Source organism: Methylomonas sp. DH-1, assembly GCF_046097555.1.
In the GTDB taxonomy this organism is placed as follows: Bacteria; Pseudomonadota; Gammaproteobacteria; order Methylococcales; family Methylomonadaceae; genus Methylomonas; species Methylomonas koyamae.
Genome location: NZ_CP143089.1, coordinates 143,891 through 167,220 on the forward strand (window position 1 = coordinate 143,891; position 23,330 = coordinate 167,220).

The following is a 23,330-nucleotide window of genomic DNA, read 5'->3' on the forward strand; positions in this document are numbered from 1 at the left end:
AACGGTTCCCCTCGTTAAAATCTGCCTGTAAAATCCGCCGACTTCATTACTGCGATTACCGGGAGCAGCGCACTCATGGGCAGAGCCTACCAAAACCGAAAAGTATCGATGGCCAAAACGGCCGACGCCAAAACCAAGATTTACAGCAAATACGGCCGGGAAATCTATGTGGTCGCCAAGTCCGGCGGCGTCGATCCGGCCGGCAATCTGACCTTGCGCGGCTTGATCGACCGGGCCAAGAAAGACCAGGTGCCGTCCCACGTCATCGAAAAAGCCTTGGAAAAGGCCAAGGGTGCCGGCGGCGAGGATTTCGCACCGGCGCGTTACGAAGGCTTCGGCCCCGGCGGCTGCATGGTCATCGTCGATTGCCTGACCGACAACCCCAATCGCACTTTCAACGACGTCCGCCTGTGCTTCACTAAAACCAAAGCCAAGATCGGTACGCCGGGCACGGTTGGCCACAGTTTCGATCATGCTGCAATTCTGGCTTTCAAACACGACGACGAGGATGCGGTGTTGGAGGCGCTGTTGGCGGCGGACGTGGATGTCAGCGATATCGAAAACGACAACGGCAAGATCACCGTATTCACGCCGCATTCCGACTATTTCAAAGCCAAACAGGCATTACTGGATTTATTGGGCGAGATAGACTTCGAAGCCGACGAGATTCAGTTCCTACCGAAAGGCTCGACGCCGATTGCCGGAGACGATGTGGCGATGTTCGAAAAATTCCTGGATATGTTGAACGACCTGGACGACGTGCAAAACGTCTACCACGACGCCGAGTACTAAAACTCAGGTCTGGCTGCGGTCCAGCCAATGCGCGACCGCCGGCGCCCGGTAGCCGGCGTAGCGTTCCAGTAAGGCCGCCGGATCGGTGTCGACCATCAGCAGCGCCCGCGTTTGCGGTTTGACGAATTGTTCGGCGGCGACGTGGTCGAGGAATCGAATCAAGGCATCGTAATAGCCGGCGATATTCAGCACGCCGCAGGGTTTGGCGTGAAATCCGAGTTGAGCCCAGGTCCAGATCTCGAATAATTCTTCCAGCGTGCCGATGCCGCCGGGCAGTGCGATAAAGCCGTCCGCCAATTCCGCCATCCGCATTTTGCGCTCATGCATCGATGCGGTGACGTGCAGTTCGGTCAAACCGGGGTGGGCGACTTCCTTGGTTGCCAGCGCTTGCGGAATTACGCCGACGACTTGGCCGCCGAGCTCCAATACCCGGTCGGCGACGGCACCCATCACGCCGATACCGGCGCCGCCGTATACCAGACGCACATTCCGTTCGACCAAGGCTGCGGCCAGTTGCCGGGCCGCGGCGAGGTATATTTCGCTACGGCCCGGACTGGAGCCGCAATAGACACAAATACTGCGAATGGCAGCCATTTTTTAAATCCAAAACTATTCTGCGCGCCAGGCAAATGCCGGCAGCGGGACAGGTTGCGAATCTGGTCCGGCAGTGGGAGCCGAACCGGCTTTGCGGCCGAAAAGGGTCAGCCGCCGTCGGAATCAGCCGACGAGTCGCCGCCGGGCTTACCGCTATCGCGTTTTTCCTTGGCCAACACCTTGGTCGCAAAAAACAAACCGCCGACCAAAGCCAGCACCATTACCACCTCTAGCAACATTCTCATCATAGCGGCCACCCCTTGCACGACGTTGGCGAACGCGGCACCGGCACGGGTACCGCTGCCTCGTTTTAGACCGCGCTCCAGCGGCTGTCAACCATGATGCCGGCAGGGTTAAGCGCCGGCGTTACCTTGCTTCAGGTCTTTTTCCAGTTGCTCGTGCGCCCGCTCCAATTTGGCGAATACCCGCAAAATGTCGGTGGCCGACAGGATGCCGACCAATTTGTCTTTCTCGACCACCGGCAAAGCGCCGATGCGGTGGTCGGCCATCATCGCCGCAGCCGCCGACGCCGTGGTGTCGGGGGTAACGGTATAAACGCCGCGGTGCATGATGTGCACCACTTTCTGCGAGATCACATGCAACTGGGTGTGGTCCTTATTGGCTTCGACGGCGTTGGAGTTGCTTTTCGGTCCCAAGGCCTTGTACAGATCGCGGTCCGAAACGATACCGACCAGTTTGCCTTTCTCGACCACCGGCAAATGGCGGATTTTTTCGTAGTGGATTAGGAAAAACACCCGGTCGATCAAGTCGTGGGGTTCTACGGTAAATACCTTGGTGGTCATCAATTCCGAAACTAGCATGTCGTTCTCCGATACGGGTTCAGCTTATAAAAATTATTAGGTTATTGGTTAATGGTCCGACCAACGGCGGTTAAAATCAAGCGCCGTTGCCGGCGCCCGGCGGGCACAACGGTCCGAGCGCCTGCAAATGTGTCAGATAAAAATGCATATCAAGCGCCATTTGCCGTCAAGCGGGCTGCACTTTATCTTTTCGCAAAGCCGTTAAAAAGCTTTGTCATCTCGTTTTGCGGGTAATTGGGCCAATTGGTGGGCGACAACGCTGGCCTACACACAGGTCTGTTTTAAACACCGGTTCGATGCGTATCTCGTGTTCGCCCCTCTGGACTCGCGAAACGCTGTTGTCCAGCCTCCCAGAGCCCGGTGCCGATATCGATTTTATCGCTGTATACGATTTTGACCGAAGGAGCGGATTGGCGCAGCATCGATGCCGAAGGTCGAGCAATACAGGAGAGAGTGCCGAAACCGCGCGCGTATTTGTTTGGAACGGATGGGAACGGCCGATAGGCTGGTCCGAAGGGCGAAAACCGGGGACGGTTTTGCTAACGAAAGAACCTCGGCGGTCGAGTCGAGACCCGCCTTTAAATCCGGCTTTGCATAGCGGCTCGTTCATAACGCCTTAGCTTGATCGCACTCTTTCAAATCCATCGCGCAGGCGCAAAGCGCTTTGGAGGATTTGCTGCCGTGGGCTTGCGGCTAGCCTGCCAGGTATTCAGTGGCGGCATAGGCGGCGAGCCTGCCGCTGTCGGAAAGCGCACCGGTCAGTCCCAGGGCGGCTCGTTGCCGTCGTAAGCGACGAAATGGCTATCGGCCGGCTGAGTGATATTTGCCGCCAGCGCCGTAACCGGTGTCACGGAGTCGGCCTTGGCAGCGGCTGGTTCCGCGGAACCTAGCCATTGGCCGAAGGGCTCAGGGTCCTTGCCGGCTGGGATGTACCATTTTTTGTTGGCGGCATCCCAACGCGCACCGAGCGCTTTTGCGGCGTCCTTTTGCGCGTAAGGCACATTCAAATAGGTTTTTGCGGCCGCCATCATACTAAGCGCGGCCAAGCGGTAGTCTCAATCATGCCGGCATTGTAAATGATTGCCCACCCAAGCCAAACCGAGAATCGCAGCGTTCGCGCAAGCTTTTGCCGCCGCGGCTCCGACCGACCGGTTGACACCGCCCGCGCCGGGCGCAAGCGGTCAGTCTTTTTGATTTTTCCGGTTTAGGTTGATATTGCTGGCAAACGTGGTTGTGGCGAACAACAGCGACGAAATAATGAACTCGCCGGACAAGAAGCCGACGATTCCGGTTATGAAGGCCAAGCCGTTCAGAATGTCTTTTTGTACGTTAGTCATGGTCTACTCCAAAAGTTGAACACATGGCTAGACTATAGGGACGACCTGTTTAATTAACAATAGTGCAAAAAATAGACACATTGTTTTTTAATAAAAAACAAACCGGCGAAATCGGCCTGATCTCGCTGCGGTGGCGGCCTGCCGCGGTGCCGATTGGGTTTAGTAAGGCGTCCCGTCTTTGTGGGTGAAATGCCAGCGGCCTTCGATCCACGCCGCCTGCAGATCGTCGTCGGGATATTGGGCCGAGTCGGCGGGACTGCGGTCGCCGATTTCCAGATATTGCACCGGCTGCTCGGTTCGGTTCAGCAGATGGTGGGCGTCGCCGCTGCCGGCCTTGAACCCGGCGCACATGCCCGGTGCCAGCGGAGTTTCCCCGGTATCGGTCACCAAGGTCGGATGGCCTTGCAGCACATAGATGAATTCGTCCTGCTGCGAATGCGCATGCCGTAACGCCGAACAGGCGCCGGGCTGCAAGGTCGTCAGATTGACGCCGAAATTAGTCAAGCCGAACCAGTCGCCGAGCGCGCGCTTTTCCCGGCCCGCCATCCTTGCGGCGAAAGGTTGCGGATACGACGAGGCTTTGGCTCTGGGCTCGACCGCCGCCGCGAAAACGGCGACCGGAATATCGCGCTGGTTCATATTCACCCCGCAGCCGGCACCAGCCGGTGGTTGCGATTGGCCTGGACCGGTTCGACTTCGACCGGGCAGCCCCATAGGGCCGAAACGACCGCATTCGCCCGCCCGCCCGCCGCGCTGGACAGGAAACGCGTCCGGGCCGGGCCCGGACGCAAAGCCGTGGCGCGTTGATTGCCTAGCCGCCGTGCCAATTCCTTGGCGACTGCGGTCGCCGGATCGATAATCGCTCGCTCGGGACCGACGATGTCCCTGACCAGCGGCAGCAAAAACGGATAGTGGGTACAACCCAACACGATGGTATCGGCGCCGGCTGCCAGCAGCGGTGCCAGATAAGTTTCCAGCAAAGCCCGGGTGGCGGGACTGTCCAATTCGGCATTTTCCACCTGCTCGACCAGGCCGGGACAGGGTTGCAACAGAATTTCGATGTCCTGGCCGTAAGCCGCGCACAGCCGCGCAACGTTGGCGCTGGCCAAGGTCTGGCGGGTGGCCAGCACGCCGACCACGCCGGATCGGGTAATCCGCGCGGCGGGCTTGATCGCCGGTTCGATCGCCACGACCGGCAGCGGGCACCAGGAGCGCAGTTTTTCGATGGCTACCACGGTCGCCGTATTGCAGGCGACGACGATGGCCTTGACCCCCTCGTCCAGCAAAAAGCCGGCAATAGCGGCGGCGCGGTCTTCGATAAACCCGGCATCGCGCTCGCCGTAGGGGGCGTAACCGGAATCGGCTACATACAGCAAATCTTCCGCGGGCAACTCGGCGCGAATGGCCCGCAACACGGACAAACCGCCGACGCCGGAATCAAATACGCCGATAGGAGCTTCGGCGGCAGACATACTCATGACAGGACAAATTACCAGCTTGAATGGTTAATCGATATTGGCGAACAACTATACCAGCATCGCCGGGCGAAACGCTGTGCCGCCGATAATTCGGGCTAGCGCGCTGGCGCCAGCGTCGCCATATCGATTACGAACCGGTATTTGACGTCGCTTTTCAACATCCGCTGGTAAGCGTCGTTGATGCCGGCCATCGGAATCAATTCGATGTCGGAGACGATGCCGCGCTCGGCGCAAAAATCCAGCATTTCCTGGGTTTCGCGGATGCCGCCGATCAACGATCCGGCCAGCGAACGGCGCTGAAAGATCAGATTGCCGATATTGGGCGCCGGATGCGGCTTTTCCGGCACGCCGACCAGACACATCACGCCGTCGCGCTTCAGCAAAGCCAGATATTGGTCCAGATCGTGCGCCGCCGCGACCGTGTTCAAAATGAAATCGAAACGTTTCAGATAACGGCTCATCGCTTGCGGATCCTTGGAAACCACCACGTCGTCGGCGCCGAGCCGCTTGGCATCGGCTGTCTTATCCGGCGAGGTCGTGAACAGCACAGTCTCGGCGCCGAAGGCCTTGGCGAATTTCAGTCCCATGTGGCCCAAGCCGCCCAAACCGACGATGCCGACTCTGTGGCCGGCGCCGATCCGCCAGCGCCGCAACGGCGAATAGGTGGTAATGCCGGCACAAAGTAACGGCGCGGTTGCCGCCAAATCCAGCGCGGGAGACAGCCGCAACACAAAATCCTGATCCACCACGATCTGGTTCGAATAGCCGCCGTAAGTCATTTTGCCGGTGTGCGGATCGGGGCTGTTGTAGGTAAATACTGCGTTTTCGCAAAACTGTTCCTGGTGGTCCAGGCAATCCGGGCAGGTGCGGCAGGCATCGACCATGCAGCCGACGCCCACCGAATCGCCGGGGCGGAAATCGCTTACCGCGCCGCCGACGGCCGCGACTTTGCCGACGATTTCGTGGCCCGGCACGATCGGAAAGCTGCTGCCGTTCCATTCGTTGCGCGCCTGGTGCAAATCGCTGTGGCAGACGCCGCAGTACAGAATGTCGATCAGCACGTCGCGCGGCCCCGGTTCGCGGCGTTCGAATTGGAACGCACGCAACGGCGTCAACGGGTTGTAGGCGGCGTAACCATAACTTTTCAGCATTTCGGCGTCTCCTGGTGCGAATCGGGTAAGCGGGATAAATAGCGGATTTTTACCACAAATCGCGCTACGGCAGGGTGGAAGCCTGGCCGGACCCAACAAACAACGCTGAAGCGGCCGGCTCCGGTTCGTGCTAACGTAGCGCCGATTTCAGCAGCACGCACTCGCGAGGTTCATGTCTCCCGACCAATTCCAACGACAGCTACTGGCCTGGTTCGACCGCCACGGCCGCAAGGATTTACCCTGGCAACGCGATATCAGCCCTTACCGGGTCTGGGTATCCGAGATCATGCTGCAACAAACCCAAGTCGCCAGCGCGATCGGCTATTTCGAACGCTTCATGTCGCGCTTCCCGTCGGTGCAGAGCTTGGCTTCCGCCGAATTGGACGAGGTACTGCAATACTGGGCCGGGCTGGGCTACTACGCTCGAGCCCGCAACCTGCATAAAACTGCACAAATCGTCGCGGCCGGCGGCGGCGAATTTCCGCAGACGCTGGCCGGCATGTGCGCACTGCCCGGCATCGGCCGCTCGACGGCCGGCGCCATTCTCAGCATCGCCTGCGGCCAGAGCCAGCCGATTTTGGACGGCAACGTCAAGCGGGTGCTGGCCCGCTACCACGCCGTAACCGGCTGGCCGGGAGAAACTCGCGTTGCCGAGCGGCTCTGGCAAATCGCAACGGCGTACACGCCGTCGCAGCGCACCGCAGCCTATACCCAAGCCATGATGGATCTGGGCGCTACGCTGTGCACTCGCAGCAAACCCTTGTGCGAAATCTGCCCGGTCGCCGCCGGCTGCCAAGCCCGCCAACAAGGTCTGGTCCGGCAATTGCCGGAAGCCAAACCGCGCAAAACCTTGCCAGTGAAACAGAGCTATTGGCTGCTGCTGCAAGATCCGGAACGGCGAATATTGCTGGAAAAACGGCCGCCGACCGGCATCTGGGGCGGTTTGTGGAGCTTGCCGGAATTCGAAGACATCGCCGCCGCCGGCGACTGGTGCCGCCGGCTCGGCTGCATGGTACAGGCACCGCAAGCGCTGCCGGCCGGGCGCCACACTTTTTCGCATTACCACCTGGATTACACGCCGCTGCTGGCCGAGCTGGAAAACCCCATAAACAATGTGATGGAAGCGGACCGGGCGGTTTGGTATAAAGCCGCCGACTTTGCGTTACTTGGCTTGCCGGCGCCGGTCAAGCGCCTGCTGCTGCAACATTACCCCGAGGATTTTTATGACGAGAATGGTTAAATGCGTGAAATTGGGCATCGAAGCGGAAGGGTTGGATGCGCCGCCGTTTCCTGGTCCAAACGGCCAGCGCATTTTCGAGCACGTCTCGAAACAGGCCTGGAAAGACTGGCTGGCGATGCAGACGATGATCATCAACGAGCGCCGGCTGGCCAGTTTCGACCCGGCGGCGAAAAAGGTATTGGAAGCCGAGCGCGAAAAATTCCTGTTCGCCGGCGGCTTCGAAATGCCGGACGGTTACGTACCGAAAAAGGATTGAGCCGCCGGGCGTAACAGCCCTGCCGCCTTGCAATCGAGTGCACAGGTTTTATCCGGATAATATCTGTGCGCAGCATTGACAACAAAGGCTGGTCTGGCAGACTGGCGACGGTTACACCAACCGTGCCAGGAGACCGCCATGAGCGCAACCGTAGCCCCGCAAGTCCAATCTATGCGCGCCGCGCTAAGCGACGGCAATTGGATCGGCCGCATCGTCGACGTGTTTTACGCCAAGATGCTCGACGACTACCGCATCAACCGTTTTTTCTGCACCCGTCCGGCCGCCGAACAAGCTGCGGCGCTAAAGGCCTATCTGAAGGCTTATGCCGGCAACTTCAACAGCAAGGACGAAAAAGTGCTGGCGGCGCTGGACCATTACTTCACCGTGGCGTTCGCCCGCAACAACGCCAAGCCCGGCGGTAACGATTTTGTATTTTTGCCGGATACCGCCGGCGGCCGGGACAGCGGAACCGCGACGCTGCTATGCCCGGCGCACGGCTTCCTGGTCAAACTCGGCCTCGACGATTTTCATTACGATATCGTTATCGAGCATCTCAGCGCCGCTCTACAGCAATTGAACGTGGCCGACGATCTGGCTTACCAGATGCTGGCTTTGGCCGAAAAAGGCCGCAACGGTTTGTTGGCCCGCGCCGGTAAATCCAATAGAATCGGTTGACCGGCAGTATTCGCCGGGGCGTTTGGCCCAGAAGCGGGTCAGCGCAAAATATCGTCGCCCAAGGTTCTGGCGTAATCTTCCGGAAAAGCGGTTTGAATATGGATGTCTTCCCGGCCGTTATCGGTCAGCTTGCAGACCAGAATAAACAATTGCACGATGAAGCCGTCGCCCTTATGGGTGGATAACCAGTCGAACGACATTTGCGCGCCCTTGGCTTTGGGGCGGAACACGGTAAATACGTCGAAATCCCGCCCCTTGCGCAGCACCACGCCGCGAATCTCGACGTTCCGGCATTGCGGATCGTTGAGCTTGGCCAGCTCGATTTGGCCCGGCACCGAATTCAGCACCTCGTGTACGGCCTGTATCAGATGCTTGCGCGAACCGAGCAAAATCGAATCTTTGGCCGGCAGTTTGGCGCCGCCGCGCGAGAAAAAATCCTCGCGCTCAGCGGTGTGCAGCGAGATGGCATGGCCGGGTTTGGCGACCCCGGCCGCCAGATCGGGGCGCGGCCGGCGCTCGCTGTCGCACAGTATCCGGTGGACTTCGTCCAGCCCGTAGGGGCGGTTATAAGCCATCGCTTAATTCCTTTCCGAAAACCGGTCGGCCAGAGGTTTACTTCTTCACGTACAAGTCGGTGATCGTGCCTTCGATCATCTCCGCCGCGAACGCGAAAGTTTCCGACAAGGTCGGATGTGGATGGATGCTGAGGCTGATGTCGGTGGCATCGGCGCCCATTTCCAGCGCCAACACCGCTTCGGCGACCAGTTCGCCGGCGCCGGGACCGGTAAAGCCGGCGCCGAGGATGCGGCCAGTGGTTTTGTCGGTCAGGATTTTAGTAATGCCTTCGCTACGGCCCAATGCCAGCGAACGGCCGCTGGCTGCCCATGGGAATACCGCTTTATCGAATTCCACGCCATTTTGTTGCGCCTGGGTTTCGGTCAAGCCCATCCACGCCACTTCGGGATCGGTATAAGCCACCGACGGAATGGTCAGCGCATCGAATCCGGCTTTGTGGCCGGCGATGGTTTCGGCGGCGATTTTGCCTTCGTGGGTGGCTTTATGGGCCAGCATCGGGTTGCCGACGATGTCGCCGATCGCAAAGATATGGTTAACGTTGGTGCGGCCTTGCTTGTCGACCGGAATGAAACCGCGCTCGTCGACCGTAACTCCGGCTTGCTCAGCGGCTATCAACTTGCCGTTCGGCCGGCGGCCAACCGCGACCAGCACCGCATCGAAGGTTTCGCTTTCCGGCGCCCCCTTACCTTCCATCGTGACTTTAATGCCGGCGTCGGTCGCTTCCATGGCCTTGACGCTGGTTTGCAGCCACAGGTTGTCGTATTGCTTTTTGATCTTGCGCTGCAATGGCGTGACCAAGTCTTTGTCGCAGCCGGGGATGATTTGGTCCATCAACTCGACCACGCTGATTTTCGAACCCAGCGCGTGGTAAACAGTCGCCATTTCCAGGCCGATGATGCCGCCACCGACGATCAACAGTTTTTCCGGCACGAAGTTCAGATTCAACGCGTCGGTGGAATCCCAAACCCGCGGATCGTCGTGCGGGAAACCGGGGATTTTGGTCGGCTGCGAACCGGCGGCGATGATGGCGTTGTCGAAGGTCACGGTCTGGGTGCCGGCCTCGTTGGTCAGCGTCAGGCTGTTGGCGCCGGCGAATTTGCCTTCGCCGTGGAGCACAGTCACCTTGCGCTGCTTGGCCAGTTTGGCCAGACCGCCGTTCAGGGTTTCGGTGACGCTTTGCTTCCAACTTCTAACTTTGTCCAGATCGATTTGCGGTTTGCCGAAACTGACGCCGTGCGCGGCCATGTCTTCGGCTTCGTGGATGATTTGCGCCACGTGCAGCAAAGCCTTGGACGGAATGCAGCCGACGTTCAGACAAACGCCGCCCAATACCGGATGGCGTTCGACCAAAATCACTTGCTTGCCCAAATCGGCGGCGCGAAACGCGGCGGTGTATCCGCCGGGGCCGCCGCCCAAAACCAGAACTTCGGCGTGAGTTTGTGTATTGCTCATGAAATGGAACTCCCTGAATGGTGGAATCGGTTACCGGCGCCTGCGGCAAGCTGGCGCATAGCTTAGCAACGATTTTACCGGTTACCGCGCAGGATAGAAAATTAATCGGCCCCGGCCCGGAATCCGCAGATTCGGCAGGGGCGATCGGGCGGGAGTTCGCCGCCGCAACCGAAGGCCGGCCGGCCTTCGGCCGAGTTTGAAAAAATGCCTATTTGTTCATCGCGATGATGTTGTTGATCAGACTCTTGCCCGGAAAATCCATCATTACCATGCCCACCCGTTTGCTGATGCGCATGTTGATATTCAGCGATTGGTAAACCTGGTTCAAGACCGCGTAACTGGTGCGCAGATTGGCCAGATATTGACTGCTCAACGGATTGGTGCCGAGAAACGCGATCGAACACAGCTTGCCCAGGCAATTCACCCGCGGAAAATCCGGATAGGTGTTGGGATTGGTCAATGTGGTCAAGCCGGTCATCAATTGCGGCGCGTCGGTTTGCGGCGAGCTTTTGCCGCTGGCGGCGAAGTAGGGAAATCCGCCGGTGGAACCGGTCAGGCAGCGGTTTATGTAAATTTTGTCCGGGTCGCCGCTGGCCGCCGCCATGAACTGCGTTTTGGCCTTTTCCCAGACGCTATACAGGTCCCAATTGGTGTTGAGCGGGCAATCGTCCGGCGCCGTGCCTTGCCGTTCCAGTTCCTTAAAATTGATACCCAGCCGGGTCCATTCCGCGAAGTTTTGCAGCAATACGACTTTGCCGCGCACCGAGCCCAAGGCCGGATTGAAGTCGGCGTCGGGTTGCCAGAACAGGTCGGGGTATTTGCCGGCGATCGCATTGTAGGTTTGCCAAAATTCACGGGTGCTGCCGATGGCGGTCGATTCTTCCTTGACTCGCATCACCACGGTTTCGCCGGGATGCTGCGCCAAAAACGCCTGCACGATATCCAGTACGCCGGTAAAACTGGCTTTTTGGTAGACGGACCCGTGGTAAATCAGGAAATTATCGTTGACGTGGCGGCAACGGATGTCCAGCACCCGGATACCGGCTTCGAGCTGCTCGCGCAGGTCCATGGACTGGGTTTGCGGAATATCGCCGCCGTACAAAGACATCGTGTCGTGAGTGCCCGGTAACGATAGTTGGCTAAGTTTCAGCGTATCCGGCAGGTCGGTTAGCCAGTCCGGGTTGTGCGCGCCGCTGTCGGCGTCGTGGGAATAGGCCTCGCGGTCGATGGCGGTGGAGGCGGCTTCGGCATTGGCGGCGATCAGGCCGGCCAGGGCAAATGCGGTTAACGTGGCGGTAAATTTCATGGCTGTCTCCTGATTACGGTTATCGAGTACCGAAGATCGGCTTCGGTTAACCGATAACAGTCAATCCGCGTGCCAGCTTGCGCGATTCGGGGCAATCCCTTGATTTATCGTGCTTATTGAAAATTAACCGCCGGCTTTAGCTAAGAGGGTGTGCTGGGATGGGTACGAAATATCGTATATTTGCTTTATCTCGTGCCGAGCTTGCCGACACAAAGCCGGCAGCCGCGTTGCAACCGAACGTTAGCCGGTAGCGGAATGAAAGGTTAGGAAATGGGTATCAGCGCAGCGAAAATTTTGCCGTTTTACCGGCATTTGCTGCGCGGCAACATCCGAACGCAATAGCCATTTCCTAAGAGGTTCATATTGGCTCGGCGTTTCCGGCAAATGCCGAGGCTGCGCGGCTAACGGCTTACTCTGTACCGCTATCCTACTGCTTCCCGCTGCGCAAACCACTCCGTCAATGCCCTGGTTTCCCCCAGCGCCTGCAGCCGGCGGTCGACCGCATCGTGGTTGCCCCAAACCACATCGTTCAGTACGCCATTGTCGACTTGGGCTTCGATGTCTTTGCAGTACAAGCCCTTATCGCGTTGTAGGTAGAATCCATAGGTCCGACAAGCGATCGGGCGTTGGGGGTAGACTCGGCAACTGCCGCTAGCGCGGTCGAGCAAGGGGCAGACGATAGGGCGGACGCTTTGCTCGGCCAGCGCGGCAACGTCTTCGGCTACCGCCCGCAAAATCTCGCTTGGCAGCAAGGCCAGCCCTTCGTCGAGTAGCCGCCATTCCGCCAGGCTGAGCCGCGGAATGTCGGCCAGGCGGTGGCAACAACCTTGGCAACCTTGCCGGCACAGCCAGTCGGGGCGTTCGAAGCGGATAGCCGCGACCCTAGTGTCGATGTCGGCGTGTAAGCGTTCGAGCGGCGTCATCGGCGCAACTGGCAATACAGCGCGCGTTCGTTATTGCGGTTCCGCATCGCCTTGCCGAGTCTGTTCCGTAGCCGGCCGGTCGGCTACGGTCCCGCGCTTTTTCCATTTGGCGTAGAAGTAGGTCGCGCCGGAAACGGTGCCGGCCACCGTCGCCACCGTGCCCAGGATGGGCGCGGCGGTGACGATTAACGGCGGGCTGACGATGCCCAACCAGACGCCGACCGCAGTCAGCCCGGTGGGCGCCGCGACGGCTGCGCCGGCGGCGGCGATACCGGCGGCAATGCCGGTTGCCATGGAAACGTTTTCGGTTCGGTTGGCGAGTTTTTCGTGATCCATCTGCTTGGCCTGTTGTGCTAGGGGTTGGATTGGTTGTTGGGGTTGGCCGGTAACGCGCCACATTGTGGTCCGGCCGCGAAAACCCTGTCAATGCAGCGAACGCGCGAGGTGCTGGCGGCGCGGTCATCGGCACGCGGCGGGAGTTCCGATCACCGCTTCGATGTTACCAAGCGGTTGATTGCGCCGGCAGCCGTTATCAGCTCACCACGGTGCGCATGGCATGCTCCTCGTCGAACAGCGTGCGTTGTTGTTCCAATTTGTCGACGAATTCTTTGTAAAACTCGCCGGAAATCTTGGCCATCATTTTCGCAGCTTGCTCCGCCAGCTTGGGGTCGCTGGTGGTGCCGGTGTATCGCAGCGGACCTTGGGTCGGATCCGGATTCGGTACTCCCAGGTGTTTATCGAGCACCATTTTATTCTGTATCGGCCCGGCCTTTTTGGTATTACTGACTACCCGGAAGCGGTTGCCCAGCTCGTTGGCTTTGATGCTCGGCCCCATCGCGCCGGAAATTTCGATACCTTTCAAACCGCGGTCGCCGAGCGCTTTGGCGATCACATCGATCACTGCGGTGCCGGGCGTGTTACCGACTAAAACGCCGGCGTAACAGGACGTGATGATCAAGCGGCGAAAGTTATCGGGTAATCTTTTGGCGCCTTTGGTCAGCTTGTTCGCCATATCCTGCGCCGAGCGGCTTTCGATTTGCCCCGGAGAACCGTGGCCGACGATACACAGTTCCTGAACGCCGCTCAGATCGGGGTTGTCGTCGTAGTACAGCACGGGGCCGCCTACCCGGGTCAAGCCGTAATCGATCGACGTCGAAACGATAAAATCCAATTGGCTGGCGGTCGTGCCGGAATTGCCGATAGCGACTTTAGGTACGGTTACAAGTACGGCCATGTCTCACCTCGCTTGCTCGAAAGCAGTAGATTGCGCATTTGAATAAAACCAGATAGCTAGTTAGCGGGCCGGGCGGCCCGTAACCGCTGAATGAAGTATAGCCGGGGGTGGCCCGGTTCGTCAGGCTTATCATGCGTGCGGCGCAGACCGTTTGCAGGGTCTGACGGCGCGCCTGCGGCGCCGGCAAACCAAATCGCTTTACGGTCTTGCCGCCTACAACACGATGTTCTCGCCGGTCACCTTGTCGGTTTGCTGCTTTACGATGGGCTTCAGTCCGCAATATTCGAGTACTTCGGCAATCCTTTGTTGGGTGGGCCACTTGCCGGTCTTGCGGATTTCGTATGCCAGCAACATTTCGGCGCGTTCGACCTGGGAAATCTGAAAACTGGTGTGGCCGTTGCCGTCGTAGAAACTGACGCTGTTGCCGTTTCTCACCATCGCTTCGTAGCTCAGGTCGGCGATGAAGAAATCCTGACCCGTGGCATCGCCCTTGGCGTCGGCCGGCAAGTGGGCGTATTCGAGCTGGTTGAACTGGACTGCGGACGACACCGTTTTCTTGTTGTTGACGTCCGATTTGCCGTCCTGCAGGATGCCGCGCTGGATATTGCGATAAATGTCCGCGGCCGCACCGCTGCCGGTGCCGGGGTGCGCCCGATGCAAGGGTTTGACTTCGAGGTAAGCCAGCCCCTGCATCTCGATGACCTTTCCTTCCCCGTGTTTGCGGTCGTGGTCCTCGGCATAAACGTTGTAGCCGACCACATGCTCGGATTCGTGACGGGTACCGGTGGTGCCCAAAGTCTTGCGCTGAAAAGCCGCGGAACCGTGCGTGCCCACGCCATACTTGCCGCGCCGCTTCCGCAGCAACAACTTCATCTTCTTTTTCTTTTTATCGACTCCGCCGGAAAGTTTGAGTACGACTTCGACATCGAGTCCGACGTGGTTTTTTTTGTGTTTCATAGATAATCCCGGCTATTTGTTGCAAAAACGCTTGGCGGCGAATCGCCGCCGCAACCTGGGCCGACCGGCCGCGGAAAAAATCCGTCTAACGCCAAACGGGTTGGGCAAATAGTAGACGCAATCCCGGTTCGCGGGCGTTTTGCCCGCATCCCCACGCCGTCAGTTAGCCTTCGGTAACTTGCTCGGCGCCGCGGCTTTGGTCGACGAAACGTTCGGAGGCTTCGTCCAATTGCCGGCCGGCGCGGCCGAGCGGTTGGTGGACGTACAGCGACTTCGACAACGATTTGCCGCGTTTGCCGTCGCCGTTGCCGGGCGGCTTCATCGCGTATTTGACCGGCATGCGGTGGTCGGCCAGTTGCAGGGCCGGGTTGAACACCTTGTCGAATTTCCACAAGTTGCCAACGAAGTTGGTCTGGCCGCGCATTAATATGCGGCCGACCGATTTGCCGAATTTGCGGATCGCGCTCCAGCCCATATGTTTGGTAAACATGATGCGCTGGGTTTCGACCAGTTCGGCGTAAAACTCTTCCAGCGGCATCCGCGTCGGCATGACCGCGTGCTGGATGTCGAACAGGCGATAGTCCAGCGTGGATAATTTGCGCGATTCGGTCAGCCAGATTTCGGTGCCGGGGTAAGGCGTGTTGATGCTGATATTGACGATTTCCGGCACTTCCTTACACCATTCGCGCACGACGCGGAAGCGTTCGTGGTCCCAGTCGGTATCGGCGATGATGTTGATCGCCACGTTGATATCCAGCGAGCGGGCGAACTCCAGCGCTTCGAAATTGCGGCTCAAGTCGATGCGTTTGCGATACCGCTCCAAGCCCTCGGAATCGATGGCTTCGATGCCGAGAAACATATAAGCCATACCCAGTTCCTTCCACAGGCGGAATACGTCCTTGTTGCGCAACAGCACGTCGCCGCGGGTTTCCAGGTAATACTCCTTTTTGACGCCCTTGCGCGCCAGCGCTTCGCCGATCTCCAGGCCGAGTTTCTCCTGGATGAAGGCGACATCGTCGACGATGAACAGGCCCGGCTCGCGCACCCGCTGCACTTCTTCGACCACTTTGTCCGGGTGCAGGGTGCGGTAACTGCGGCCGTAAAAGGTCCAGGCGCTGCAAAAGCTGCAATCCCAGGGGCAGCCGCGCGAAAATTCGATCGAGGCGCACGGGTCCAGCATGCCCAGAAAATACTTGTTGCGGTGCCTGAGCAGGTCGCGCGCCGGGCTAATTCGGTTCAGGTCGGTGACGAAGCTGGGTTGCGGGCCTTGGCCCTGAGTGGTGACTACGCCGGGTACCGCGTGGACATTGGCGCGTTCGGTTTCGATTGCCTCCAGCAGCAAGGGCAGGCCGGATTCGCCTTCGCCCTTCAGTACCGCATCGATGGCTTCCTCGCCGTGTTCCAGCAACTCGTCGGCGATGAACGACGCGCTATGGCCGCCGACCACGATAAAAGCCTGCGGCAAGCGTTGTTTGCAGGCTTTGGCCAAGTCGACGACTTCCGGCACGTTGGCCAGATAGTTCAGCGAAATCGCGATGACGTCCGGACGCCAGGCTTCGACCAGGCGGAACAGGGCTGGCGCCGGCTCGACTTGCAAGTCGATCAACTGCGTTTCGCAGCCGTAGCGGCGTGCGGTTTCGGCGATCAGTTCCAGGCCCAAAGGCTCCAGGCGCAGAAAGACTTTGGTATACATCAGCGGGCTAGGGTGCACGGCCAGAAATTTCATCGGCGACTCTCTGTTGGCGGCTGCGGGAACTTCAGATTATGCCAAATTTCGCCGCAGGGCAAAGCCGGCAGCTAAAAGGAGTCTTTCCCGAAATTCGGCCACGCCGCGTTTTTGCCAAGCCGAGACCGGCGGTGCTAGAATGGCGCCGCATTTCCGCCCGCGCCGCCGCGGGCGGTTCGCGTCAACGGGGACGCTGGATGGCTGGTTTGCAAGGTTATGCTTTCGTCCCTCGCTTTGTTAAAATCCGCCGACTTTTTTGCCCCGCGGTTGCCTTGGTTATCGCCGATGCCGCCCTTCCAATTCCGCCGGATTTGACACTATGCCGCTCCCACCGCTCGAAACCCTATTCCGCCGCGAAGTGCTCGCGATGTCGGCGTATCATGTCGCCGACGCCAGCAATTACATCAAACTCGACGCGATGGAAAATCCCTATTCATGGCCGGATGACATCCAACAGGCTTGGCTGCAACATTTGAAAACCTGCCCGCTGAACCGCTATCCGGACCCGGAGGCGAAAGTTTTGGCCGACGCGCTGCGGCGCAGCAACGCTATTCCGGAAGCATCTGCCATTCTGCTCGGCAACGGTTCCGACGAGATCATTCAAATCCTGCTGATGGCCCTGCCCAACACCGCTGCCGTGTTGGCGCCCGAGCCCGGCTTCGTCATGTACAAGCAAATCGCGCTGAGTTTGGGGTTGCGTTACCGGGGCGTGCCGCTGGCGGCGGAAAGTTTCGATCTGGATTTGCCGGCGATGCTGGCCGCAATCGAAGCCGAAAAGCCGGCCGTCATTTTCCTGGCCTATCCGAATAACCCGACCGGCAACCTGTTCGACCCGGCGGCGATCGAAGCGATCCTGGCCGCCGCGCCGGGCTTGGTGGTGGTGGACGAAGCTTATGCGCCGTTCGCCGACGCCAGCTTCATCGAACGCTTGGCGCAATACGATAATTTATTGGTGATGCGCACGGTATCGAAGCTGGGCCTGGCCGGTTTGCGGCTGGGCTTTCTGGCCGGCCCTCCGGCCTTGCTGGAACAACTGAACAAGGTCCGCCTGCCTTACAACATCAACTGTCTGACTCAGGCTACGGCCGGTTTCGCGCTGGAGCATCCGCAGTTTCTGTTGGAGCAAACCCGTTTGATTCGCGAACAGCGCGGCGTCGTGATGCAAGCCTTGCAAGCGATCGATTCGGTCAAGGCCTATACCAGTGCGGCCAATTTCATTCTATTCCGGACGTTAACCAAGCCGGCGGATGCGGTGTTTGCCGGTTTGAAACAGCAAGGCGTGCTAATCAAGAACCTGTCGCCGCAGGGCGGAATGTTGGAAAACTGCTTGCGGGCGACGATAGGTAAACCGGAAGAAAACCAGGCCTTTCTGCAAGCCTTAAAAGCCGCGCTGGCCTAGGCCGGCAGGCGCCGCAGCCCCGGCGTAATAACAGTTTTAATAAACAGGGCCAGTAAGGTATATTTGCCGAACAATTATAAAAATTGATGTAGCTCTAAAAAATACATCGTCACGCAACAGGAGTATGTTCTATGAATCAAGAAGGCGTCGATACGTCAAAGCGCCAATTTCTGACCTCGGCGCTGTCGGTGGTTGGAGCCGTGGGTGCCGGTTATCTGGCGGTGCCCTTCCTCTCGCAAATGCAGCCCAGCGCCAAAGCCATGGCGGCGGGCGCTCCGGTCGAGGTCGACATCAGTAAAATGGAACCGGGCCAGTTGATCCGGGTGGCTTGGCGCGGCAAGCCGGTATGGATCCTGAACCGTACCCCGGAAGTGCTGACGACGCTGGCCACGCTGGACAGTAAACTGGCCGATCCGGTTTCCAACGAATCTCTGCAGCCCGAAAACAGCAAAAATCCGGTGCGCTCGATCAAGCCGGAAATTTTTGTCGCGATCGGCCTGTGTACCCATTTGGGCTGCTCGCCCACCTTCCGCCCGGAAATCGCCCCCGCCGATTTGGGCAACGATTGGAAAGGCGGTTTCTTCTGCCCCTGCCACGGCTCCTGGTTCGATTTGGCCGGACGCGTGTTCCGCGGCGTTCCCGCGCCGACCAATCTGGAAATACCGCCCTACCGGTATGAAACAGACAATCTGATCGTCATCGGCGAAGACAGCGAGGCTAGAGCAGCATGAAGCAAAAAATGAATCAATACAGCGACTGGCTGTTGGAGCGCTTTCCACTCTCCGATTTGTGGAACGAACACATGGCGCATTACTACGCGCCGAAAAATTTTAACATCTGGTATTTCTTCGGCTCGCTGGCGCTGTTCGTACTGGTCAACCAGTTCGTCACCGGCATTCTGCTGACGATGAACTACAAACCGGACGCCAAACTGGCGTTCGACTCGGTCGAATACATCATGCGCGACGTCAACTGGGGTTGGCTGGTGCGCTATATGCACTCCACCGGCGCCTCGGCGTTCTTCATCGTCGTCTATCTGCACATGTTCCGCGGCCTGGTTTACGGCTCGTTCAAGCAACCGCGCGAACTGATCTGGATATTCGGCATGCTGATTTTCGTCTGCCTGATGGCGGAAGCCTTCATGGGCTACCTGCTGCCTTGGGGCCAAATGTCCTACTGGGGCGCGCAGGTGATCATCTCGCTGTTCAGCGCGATTCCGGTGGTCGGCGACGAATTGTCGTTGTGGGTTCGCGGCGACTACGTGGTATCGGATGCGACGTTGAACCGCTTCTTCGCCTTTCACGTCATCGCCGTGCCGCTGGTGTTGCTGATCCTGGTGTTCCTGCACATCGTCGCGCTGCACGAAGTCGGCTCCAACAACCCGGACGGCGTCGAGATCAAGAAAAACCTGAACTGGAAAGGCAACCCGATCGACGGCATTCCGTTCCACCCTTACTACACCGTCAAGGATATCGTCGGCGTCGGCGTGTTTATGTTCTTCTTTGCCACGGTGATTTTCTACATGCCGGAGCTGGGCGGTTTCTTCCTGGAGCACGCCAATTTCATTCCGGCCGATCCGCTGAAAACGCCGGAGCATATCGCCCCGGTCTGGTATTTCACCCCGTTCTACGCGATTTTGCGCGCGGTACCGGATAAATTCGCCGGCGTCATCGCCATGGGCGGCGCCATCGTCGTGTTGTTCATGCTGCCTTGGCTGGACCGCAGTCCGGTCAAATCCATCCGCTACCGCGGCGGCTTGTTCAAAAAAGCGGTACTGTTGTTCGTCATCGCCTTCCTGGGTCTGGGCTATTTGGGTACGCAACCGGCCACGCCTGGCGCGACGATGGTGGCGCGGGTATTCACCGCGGTGTATTTCGGCTTTTTCCTGTTGATGCCGTTATATACCCGTTGGGAAAAAACCAAGCCGGTGCCGGAACATCTGACGCCGCAACCGACGCTGGAAGACCGGATTCCGGCAGTCAAGGCGTTGATCGAAGAAGTGGTGGCAGTCCGTCAGGTTCCCGATAATTTGGGCGGTACGATTCCGAAAAAAGGCCCGAACTGGCCCGGTATACAAGCCGTGCTGATTCGTTTCGCAAAAAACCTGAAAAAGAGCCTGGACTAAGCCATGAAAAAGACACTCTACACTCTTTTGTTTTTGCTGCCTTTCAACGTGTTGGCCAGCGGCGGCGGCATCAAACTGGACAGCGCCGATATTGACCTGAGCGACATCCAGTCATTGGAACGCGGCGCCAAACATTACGTCACCTATTGCTTGGGTTGCCATTCGGCCAAACACATCCGCTACAAACGCATCGCGCTGGATTTAAAACTGGACGAAGCGGAAATCCTGAAAAATGTCGCGCCGCTGGGCGCCGGCATTTACGACCAAATGCATTCGGCGATGAACGCCCACGATGCGGAAAAATGGTTCGGCACCACGCCGCCGGATTTATCGCTGATCGCCCGCTCCCGCGGCGCCGACTGGCTCTACAGCTATCTGCGCAGTTTCTACAACGACCCGTCGAAGCCGTTGGGCGTCAACAACGCGGTTTTCAAAGATGTGGGCATGCCTAACGTGTTCTGGCAATTGCAGGGCTCGCAAGCGGCGGAAATCCATAAAGTCGAAGGCCAGGACGTGGTTACCGGCTTACGTTTGGAACAACCGGGGCAGTTGTCGCCGAAAGAGTTCGACAAATTGGTCAACGACCTGGTCAATTTCCTGGTCTACGTCGGCGAACCGGTGCAACTGGAACGGCAGCAAATGGGTAAATACGTGTTGTTTTTCATCTTCATGTTCATTGTCTTGGCCTATTTGCTGAAGAAGGAATACTGGAAAGACGTGCACTAAGCGTCGGCTCCCAGACCGCAAAAAACCGGTATCGGCCACCGATACCGGTTTTTTTATGCTTTGATTTCGGACCAGCCCGCCAGCGCTAATCGCCCTGGAACGGAGTCCGGCCGAAGGCCGGCACTCCGGGCAGCGGCCCGGCCGAGCCCGGATCGCTCCAGGCAATACTGGTTTTACCGGTTTTGGCTGGATCGCGCACCGCCTTGGGCGGGGCAATTTTTTTGCCGCCCATCAATTGGTCGATTTGGCCTTTGTCCAGCGTCTCCCAATCCAACAAAGCCTGAGCCATGTTGTGCAGAATGTCGATATGCGTCTTCAGAATGGTTTCGGCGCGTTGGTAGTTGCTGGACAGCATGCGCCGGATTTCCTTATCGACGAATAAGGCCATTTGTTCGGACATCGGTTTGGCCTGCGGCCCGAAATAGCCGCTGTCGCTATCGCCGCAATCCATCGGCCCCAAGCGGTCGGACAAGCCCCATTTGGTCACCATGTTCCGCGCCAGTTGGGTAGCGCGCTGAATGTCGTTGGATGCGCCGGTAGTGACTTTATCTTTGCCGTAAATCAAAGCCTCGGCAATCCGGCCGCCGAACAGGCTGGAAATTTGCCCTTCCAGTTTCGCCTTGCTGGCGCTGTATTGGTCCCGTTCCGGCAGGAACATTGTGATGCCCAAGGCGCCGCCGCGCGGCATGATGCTGACTTTATAAACCGGGTCGTGCTCCGGCACCAGCCGGCCGACGATGGCGTGTCCGGCTTCGTGGTAGGCCGTCATCAACAGTTCTTCCCGGCTCATGATCATCGTGCGTTTTTCCGCGCCCATGATGGTTTTGTCGCGGGCTTTGTCCAGGTCGTTCATCGTCACTTCCCGCTGGTTGTTGCGGGCGGCGAACAAAGCGCCTTCGTTGATTAGATTGGCCAATTCGGCACCGGAGAATCCGGGCGTACCGCGCGCCAGCGCGTTGATATCGACATCGGCGGCCAGCGGCACCCGGGCGGCATGCACTTTCAGAATTTGCTCGCGACCCTTGATATCCGGCAAGCCGACTTGCACCTGGCGGTCGAAGCGGCCCGGCCGCAGCAGGGCTTTATCCAGCACGTCGGCGCGGTTGGTGGCGGCGATGACGATAATGCCCTCGTTACCGCTGAAACCGTCCATTTCCACCAACAACTGGTTCAAAGTCTGTTCGCGTTCTTCGGTTCCGCCCATGTTGCCGCTGCTGCGCGCGCGGCCGACCGCGTCGATTTCGTCGATGAAAATGATGCAAGGCGCGCGTTTTTTGGCGTTATCGAACAAGTCGCGCACACGGGACGCGCCGACGCCGACGAACATTTCGACGAAATCGGAACCCGAGATCGAGAAGAACGGCACGCCCGCCTCGCCGGCAATAGCGCGAGCAATCAAGGTCTTACCGGTGCCGGGCGGTCCGACCATCAACACGCCGCGCGGAATTTTACCGCCCAGCGCTTCGTATTTGCCGGGATCTTTCAAGAAATCCACCAACTCGGCCACGTCCTGCTTCGCTTCCTCGGCGCCGGCGACGTCGTCGAAACGTACCTTGACCTGGTCTTCCGTCATCAATTTGGCCCGGCTTTTGCCGAAGGCGTTTTGGCCGCCGGCGCCCATTTGCTGCTTGCGCATGAAATAAATCAAGACCGCAATCAACAATAAGGTCGGAATCCACGAGTAGAAAATTTGCAGAAAGCTGGTTTCGTTGTCCGGACGCTCGACCTTGATTTTGACGCCGTATTCCAGCAAATCGTCGATCATGCGCATATCGCCCGGATTGTAGGTGCTGAATTCGCTGCCGTTATGGCGCCGGCCGCGAATGGAACGGCCGTCGATCACGACTTCGGCGACCGACTTGCTGCGGACGTCGAGAATGAAATCGGAATAAGACTCGTCGTTTTGATTGCGGTAGGCGGACGAGGTGGGGTCGAAGGCGGCAAACAGGGCAATGGCAACGCCGGCCAATACGAACAGTGGGATGAGGATTTTTTTCATGATAAGCCTCCCGATGAGGATGCAAGCCGCAGTCGCGGCGGAAAAACAGCCGACCTACTAAATCGTCGATTGTTTATCCAAATCAAGCAAATTTCAGTCCAAGTGCAGAATTGGTGCATATTCCGTTAACAACTCCCTACCTTTGGCGCTATCGGCGACGACAATGCGCCACGGCCAGGGCGTTGCAGTCGGTAAGTTATTCGCGGAAAACAGTTTCGTTGCCACGTGCCGGAATAGGGTTCGAACAAGCGGATTCCGCTATGGCGCGGCTGACAATCGCTGCGGATAAGGCATCGATGCACTGTGCCGGCCGGTTTGAGCGATCCGGCCGCATACGGTATCGCGCGGGAATTGCAAAAACGGGCAAATATGAACCAAGTTGGTGCGTTTTCGCTGTGGCGGGCCTTGTATAGGGATGTTTTGTAGTGGTTACGACAACGTTGCGGTCGCCTGTCGCGCGGTTTTCGGGCGGATTTACGACAAAACCAACATTTCGCGGGAACTGAAAAAAATGTTTGTTTTGAATTTGTTTTGTATGTATTATTTTTTCAAAACAAATACAG

Annotated in this window: 25 protein-coding genes; 8 read left to right on the top strand and 17 right to left on the bottom strand. The window is 58.5% G+C overall.

Annotated elements, in window-relative coordinates:
• Window positions 1–75: 75 nt before the first annotated feature.
• On the top strand, window positions 76–792 hold the full coding sequence (locus VXJ35_RS00625) for a YebC/PmpR family DNA-binding transcriptional regulator (protein ID WP_064020067.1): 717 nt from the start codon (window positions 76–78) through the stop codon (window positions 790–792).
• A gap of 3 nt (window positions 793–795) precedes the next feature.
• On the opposite strand, the gene VXJ35_RS00630 is transcribed toward VXJ35_RS00625, so the two are convergent.
• From VXJ35_RS00630 to VXJ35_RS00665, 8 genes are all read right to left on the bottom strand, one after another.
• Window positions 796–1,386 carry a TIGR00730 family Rossman fold protein gene (locus tag VXJ35_RS00630; protein ID WP_064020068.1) on the bottom strand — a complete coding sequence of 197 codons (591 nt, stop codon included), beginning with the start codon at window positions 1,384–1,386 and terminating at the stop codon, window positions 796–798.
• Window positions 1,387–1,493: 107 nt separating this feature from the next.
• On the bottom strand, window positions 1,494–1,634 hold the full coding sequence (locus VXJ35_RS00635) for a hypothetical protein (protein ID WP_157198032.1): 141 nt from the start codon (window positions 1,632–1,634) through the stop codon (window positions 1,494–1,496).
• A 105-nt stretch (window positions 1,635–1,739) separates the two neighbouring features.
• On the bottom strand, window positions 1,740–2,207 hold the full coding sequence (locus tag VXJ35_RS00640) for a CBS domain-containing protein (RefSeq protein ID WP_064020069.1): 468 nt from the start codon (window positions 2,205–2,207) through the stop codon (window positions 1,740–1,742).
• 758 nt (window positions 2,208–2,965) lie between these two features.
• Window positions 2,966–3,238, bottom strand: coding sequence for a DUF5710 domain-containing protein (locus tag VXJ35_RS00645; RefSeq protein WP_408953923.1), 273 nt, complete (start codon window positions 3,236–3,238; stop codon window positions 2,966–2,968).
• Window positions 3,239–3,388: 150 nt separating this feature from the next.
• Entirely contained in the window at window positions 3,389–3,544 is a 156-nt protein-coding gene (locus VXJ35_RS00650; protein WP_197485085.1) for a hypothetical protein, read from the bottom strand.
• A gap of 159 nt (window positions 3,545–3,703) precedes the next feature.
• Window positions 3,704–4,183 (bottom strand): cupin domain-containing protein, encoded by a 480-nt coding sequence (locus VXJ35_RS00655; protein ID WP_064020070.1) that lies wholly within the window; start codon window positions 4,181–4,183, stop codon window positions 3,704–3,706.
• A 2-nt stretch (window positions 4,184–4,185) separates the two neighbouring features.
• Window positions 4,186–5,022 carry a glutamate racemase gene (murI, locus tag VXJ35_RS00660; RefSeq protein WP_064020071.1) on the bottom strand — a complete coding sequence of 279 codons (837 nt, stop codon included), beginning with the start codon at window positions 5,020–5,022 and terminating at the stop codon, window positions 4,186–4,188.
• A 95-nt stretch (window positions 5,023–5,117) separates the two neighbouring features.
• A complete protein-coding gene (locus VXJ35_RS00665) occupies window positions 5,118–6,173 on the bottom strand; it encodes an NAD(P)-dependent alcohol dehydrogenase (RefSeq protein WP_064020072.1) in 1,056 nt (351 codons plus the stop codon).
• Between the two features lie 172 nt (window positions 6,174–6,345).
• On the opposite strand from VXJ35_RS00665, the gene mutY reads away from it, so the two are divergent.
• From mutY to VXJ35_RS00680, 3 genes are all read left to right on the top strand, one after another.
• The gene (mutY, locus tag VXJ35_RS00670; RefSeq protein ID WP_064020073.1) at window positions 6,346–7,413 is read left to right on the top strand and encodes an A/G-specific adenine glycosylase; all 1,068 of its coding nucleotides are present in this window, start codon (window positions 6,346–6,348) and stop codon (window positions 7,411–7,413) included.
• Window positions 7,397–7,669 (top strand): oxidative damage protection protein, encoded by a 273-nt coding sequence (locus VXJ35_RS00675; RefSeq protein WP_054763375.1) that lies wholly within the window; start codon window positions 7,397–7,399, stop codon window positions 7,667–7,669. Before mutY ends, VXJ35_RS00675 begins: the two co-directional genes overlap by 17 nt.
• A 138-nt stretch (window positions 7,670–7,807) precedes the next feature.
• The gene (locus VXJ35_RS00680; RefSeq protein WP_064020074.1) at window positions 7,808–8,344 is read left to right on the top strand and encodes a hypothetical protein; all 537 of its coding nucleotides are present in this window, start codon (window positions 7,808–7,810) and stop codon (window positions 8,342–8,344) included.
• Between the two features lie 38 nt (window positions 8,345–8,382).
• Here VXJ35_RS00680 and VXJ35_RS00685 read toward each other — a convergent pair whose 3' ends face one another.
• From VXJ35_RS00685 to hpnR, 8 genes are all read right to left on the bottom strand, one after another.
• Window positions 8,383–8,919 (bottom strand): hypothetical protein, encoded by a 537-nt coding sequence (locus tag VXJ35_RS00685; RefSeq protein ID WP_064020075.1) that lies wholly within the window; start codon window positions 8,917–8,919, stop codon window positions 8,383–8,385.
• 37 nt (window positions 8,920–8,956) lie between these two features.
• Window positions 8,957–10,372: a dihydrolipoyl dehydrogenase gene (gene lpdA / locus VXJ35_RS00690; protein WP_064020076.1), complete on the bottom strand. Its 1,416-nt coding sequence runs from the start codon at window positions 10,370–10,372 to the stop codon at window positions 8,957–8,959.
• 208 nt (window positions 10,373–10,580) lie between these two features.
• Window positions 10,581–11,678: a phosphatidylinositol-specific phospholipase C gene (locus VXJ35_RS00695; RefSeq protein ID WP_064020078.1), complete on the bottom strand. Its 1,098-nt coding sequence runs from the start codon at window positions 11,676–11,678 to the stop codon at window positions 10,581–10,583.
• 422 nt (window positions 11,679–12,100) lie between these two features.
• Window positions 12,101–12,601 (bottom strand): YkgJ family cysteine cluster protein, encoded by a 501-nt coding sequence (locus tag VXJ35_RS00700; RefSeq protein ID WP_064020079.1) that lies wholly within the window; start codon window positions 12,599–12,601, stop codon window positions 12,101–12,103.
• 30 nt (window positions 12,602–12,631) lie between these two features.
• Window positions 12,632–12,937, bottom strand: coding sequence for a hypothetical protein (locus tag VXJ35_RS00705; protein ID WP_064023306.1), 306 nt, complete (start codon window positions 12,935–12,937; stop codon window positions 12,632–12,634).
• Between the two features lie 196 nt (window positions 12,938–13,133).
• Window positions 13,134–13,835, bottom strand: coding sequence for a hypothetical protein (locus VXJ35_RS00710; protein WP_064020080.1), 702 nt, complete (start codon window positions 13,833–13,835; stop codon window positions 13,134–13,136).
• Window positions 13,836–14,048: 213 nt separating this feature from the next.
• Complete coding sequence (locus tag VXJ35_RS00715; RefSeq protein ID WP_064020081.1) at window positions 14,049–14,792, bottom strand: hypothetical protein; 744 nt, start codon at window positions 14,790–14,792, stop codon at window positions 14,049–14,051.
• Between the two features lie 163 nt (window positions 14,793–14,955).
• Complete coding sequence (gene hpnR / locus VXJ35_RS00720; RefSeq protein WP_064020082.1) at window positions 14,956–16,518, bottom strand: hopanoid C-3 methylase HpnR; 1,563 nt, start codon at window positions 16,516–16,518, stop codon at window positions 14,956–14,958.
• 319 nt (window positions 16,519–16,837) lie between these two features.
• Between hpnR and hisC the strand changes: the two genes are divergently transcribed.
• The 4 genes from hisC (at window position 16,838) to VXJ35_RS00740 (ending at window position 20,768) form a co-directional block, all read left to right on the top strand.
• Window positions 16,838–17,917: a histidinol-phosphate transaminase gene (hisC, locus tag VXJ35_RS00725; protein WP_064020083.1), complete on the top strand. Its 1,080-nt coding sequence runs from the start codon at window positions 16,838–16,840 to the stop codon at window positions 17,915–17,917.
• Between the two features lie 131 nt (window positions 17,918–18,048).
• A complete protein-coding gene (gene petA / locus VXJ35_RS00730; RefSeq protein ID WP_064020084.1) occupies window positions 18,049–18,648 on the top strand; it encodes a ubiquinol-cytochrome c reductase iron-sulfur subunit in 600 nt (199 codons plus the stop codon).
• A complete protein-coding gene (locus tag VXJ35_RS00735) occupies window positions 18,645–20,042 on the top strand; it encodes a cytochrome bc complex cytochrome b subunit (RefSeq protein ID WP_064020085.1) in 1,398 nt (465 codons plus the stop codon). The genes petA and VXJ35_RS00735 overlap by 4 nt, the downstream gene beginning before the upstream one ends.
• Window positions 20,043–20,045: 3 nt before the next feature.
• Window positions 20,046–20,768 (top strand): cytochrome c1, encoded by a 723-nt coding sequence (locus tag VXJ35_RS00740; RefSeq protein ID WP_054759463.1) that lies wholly within the window; start codon window positions 20,046–20,048, stop codon window positions 20,766–20,768.
• 85 nt (window positions 20,769–20,853) lie between these two features.
• Here the strand turns inward: VXJ35_RS00740 and ftsH are convergent, their stop codons facing one another.
• On the bottom strand, window positions 20,854–22,767 hold the full coding sequence (gene ftsH, locus VXJ35_RS00745) for an ATP-dependent zinc metalloprotease FtsH (RefSeq protein ID WP_082880752.1): 1,914 nt from the start codon (window positions 22,765–22,767) through the stop codon (window positions 20,854–20,856).
• Between the last annotated feature and the right edge of the window lie 563 nt (window positions 22,768–23,330).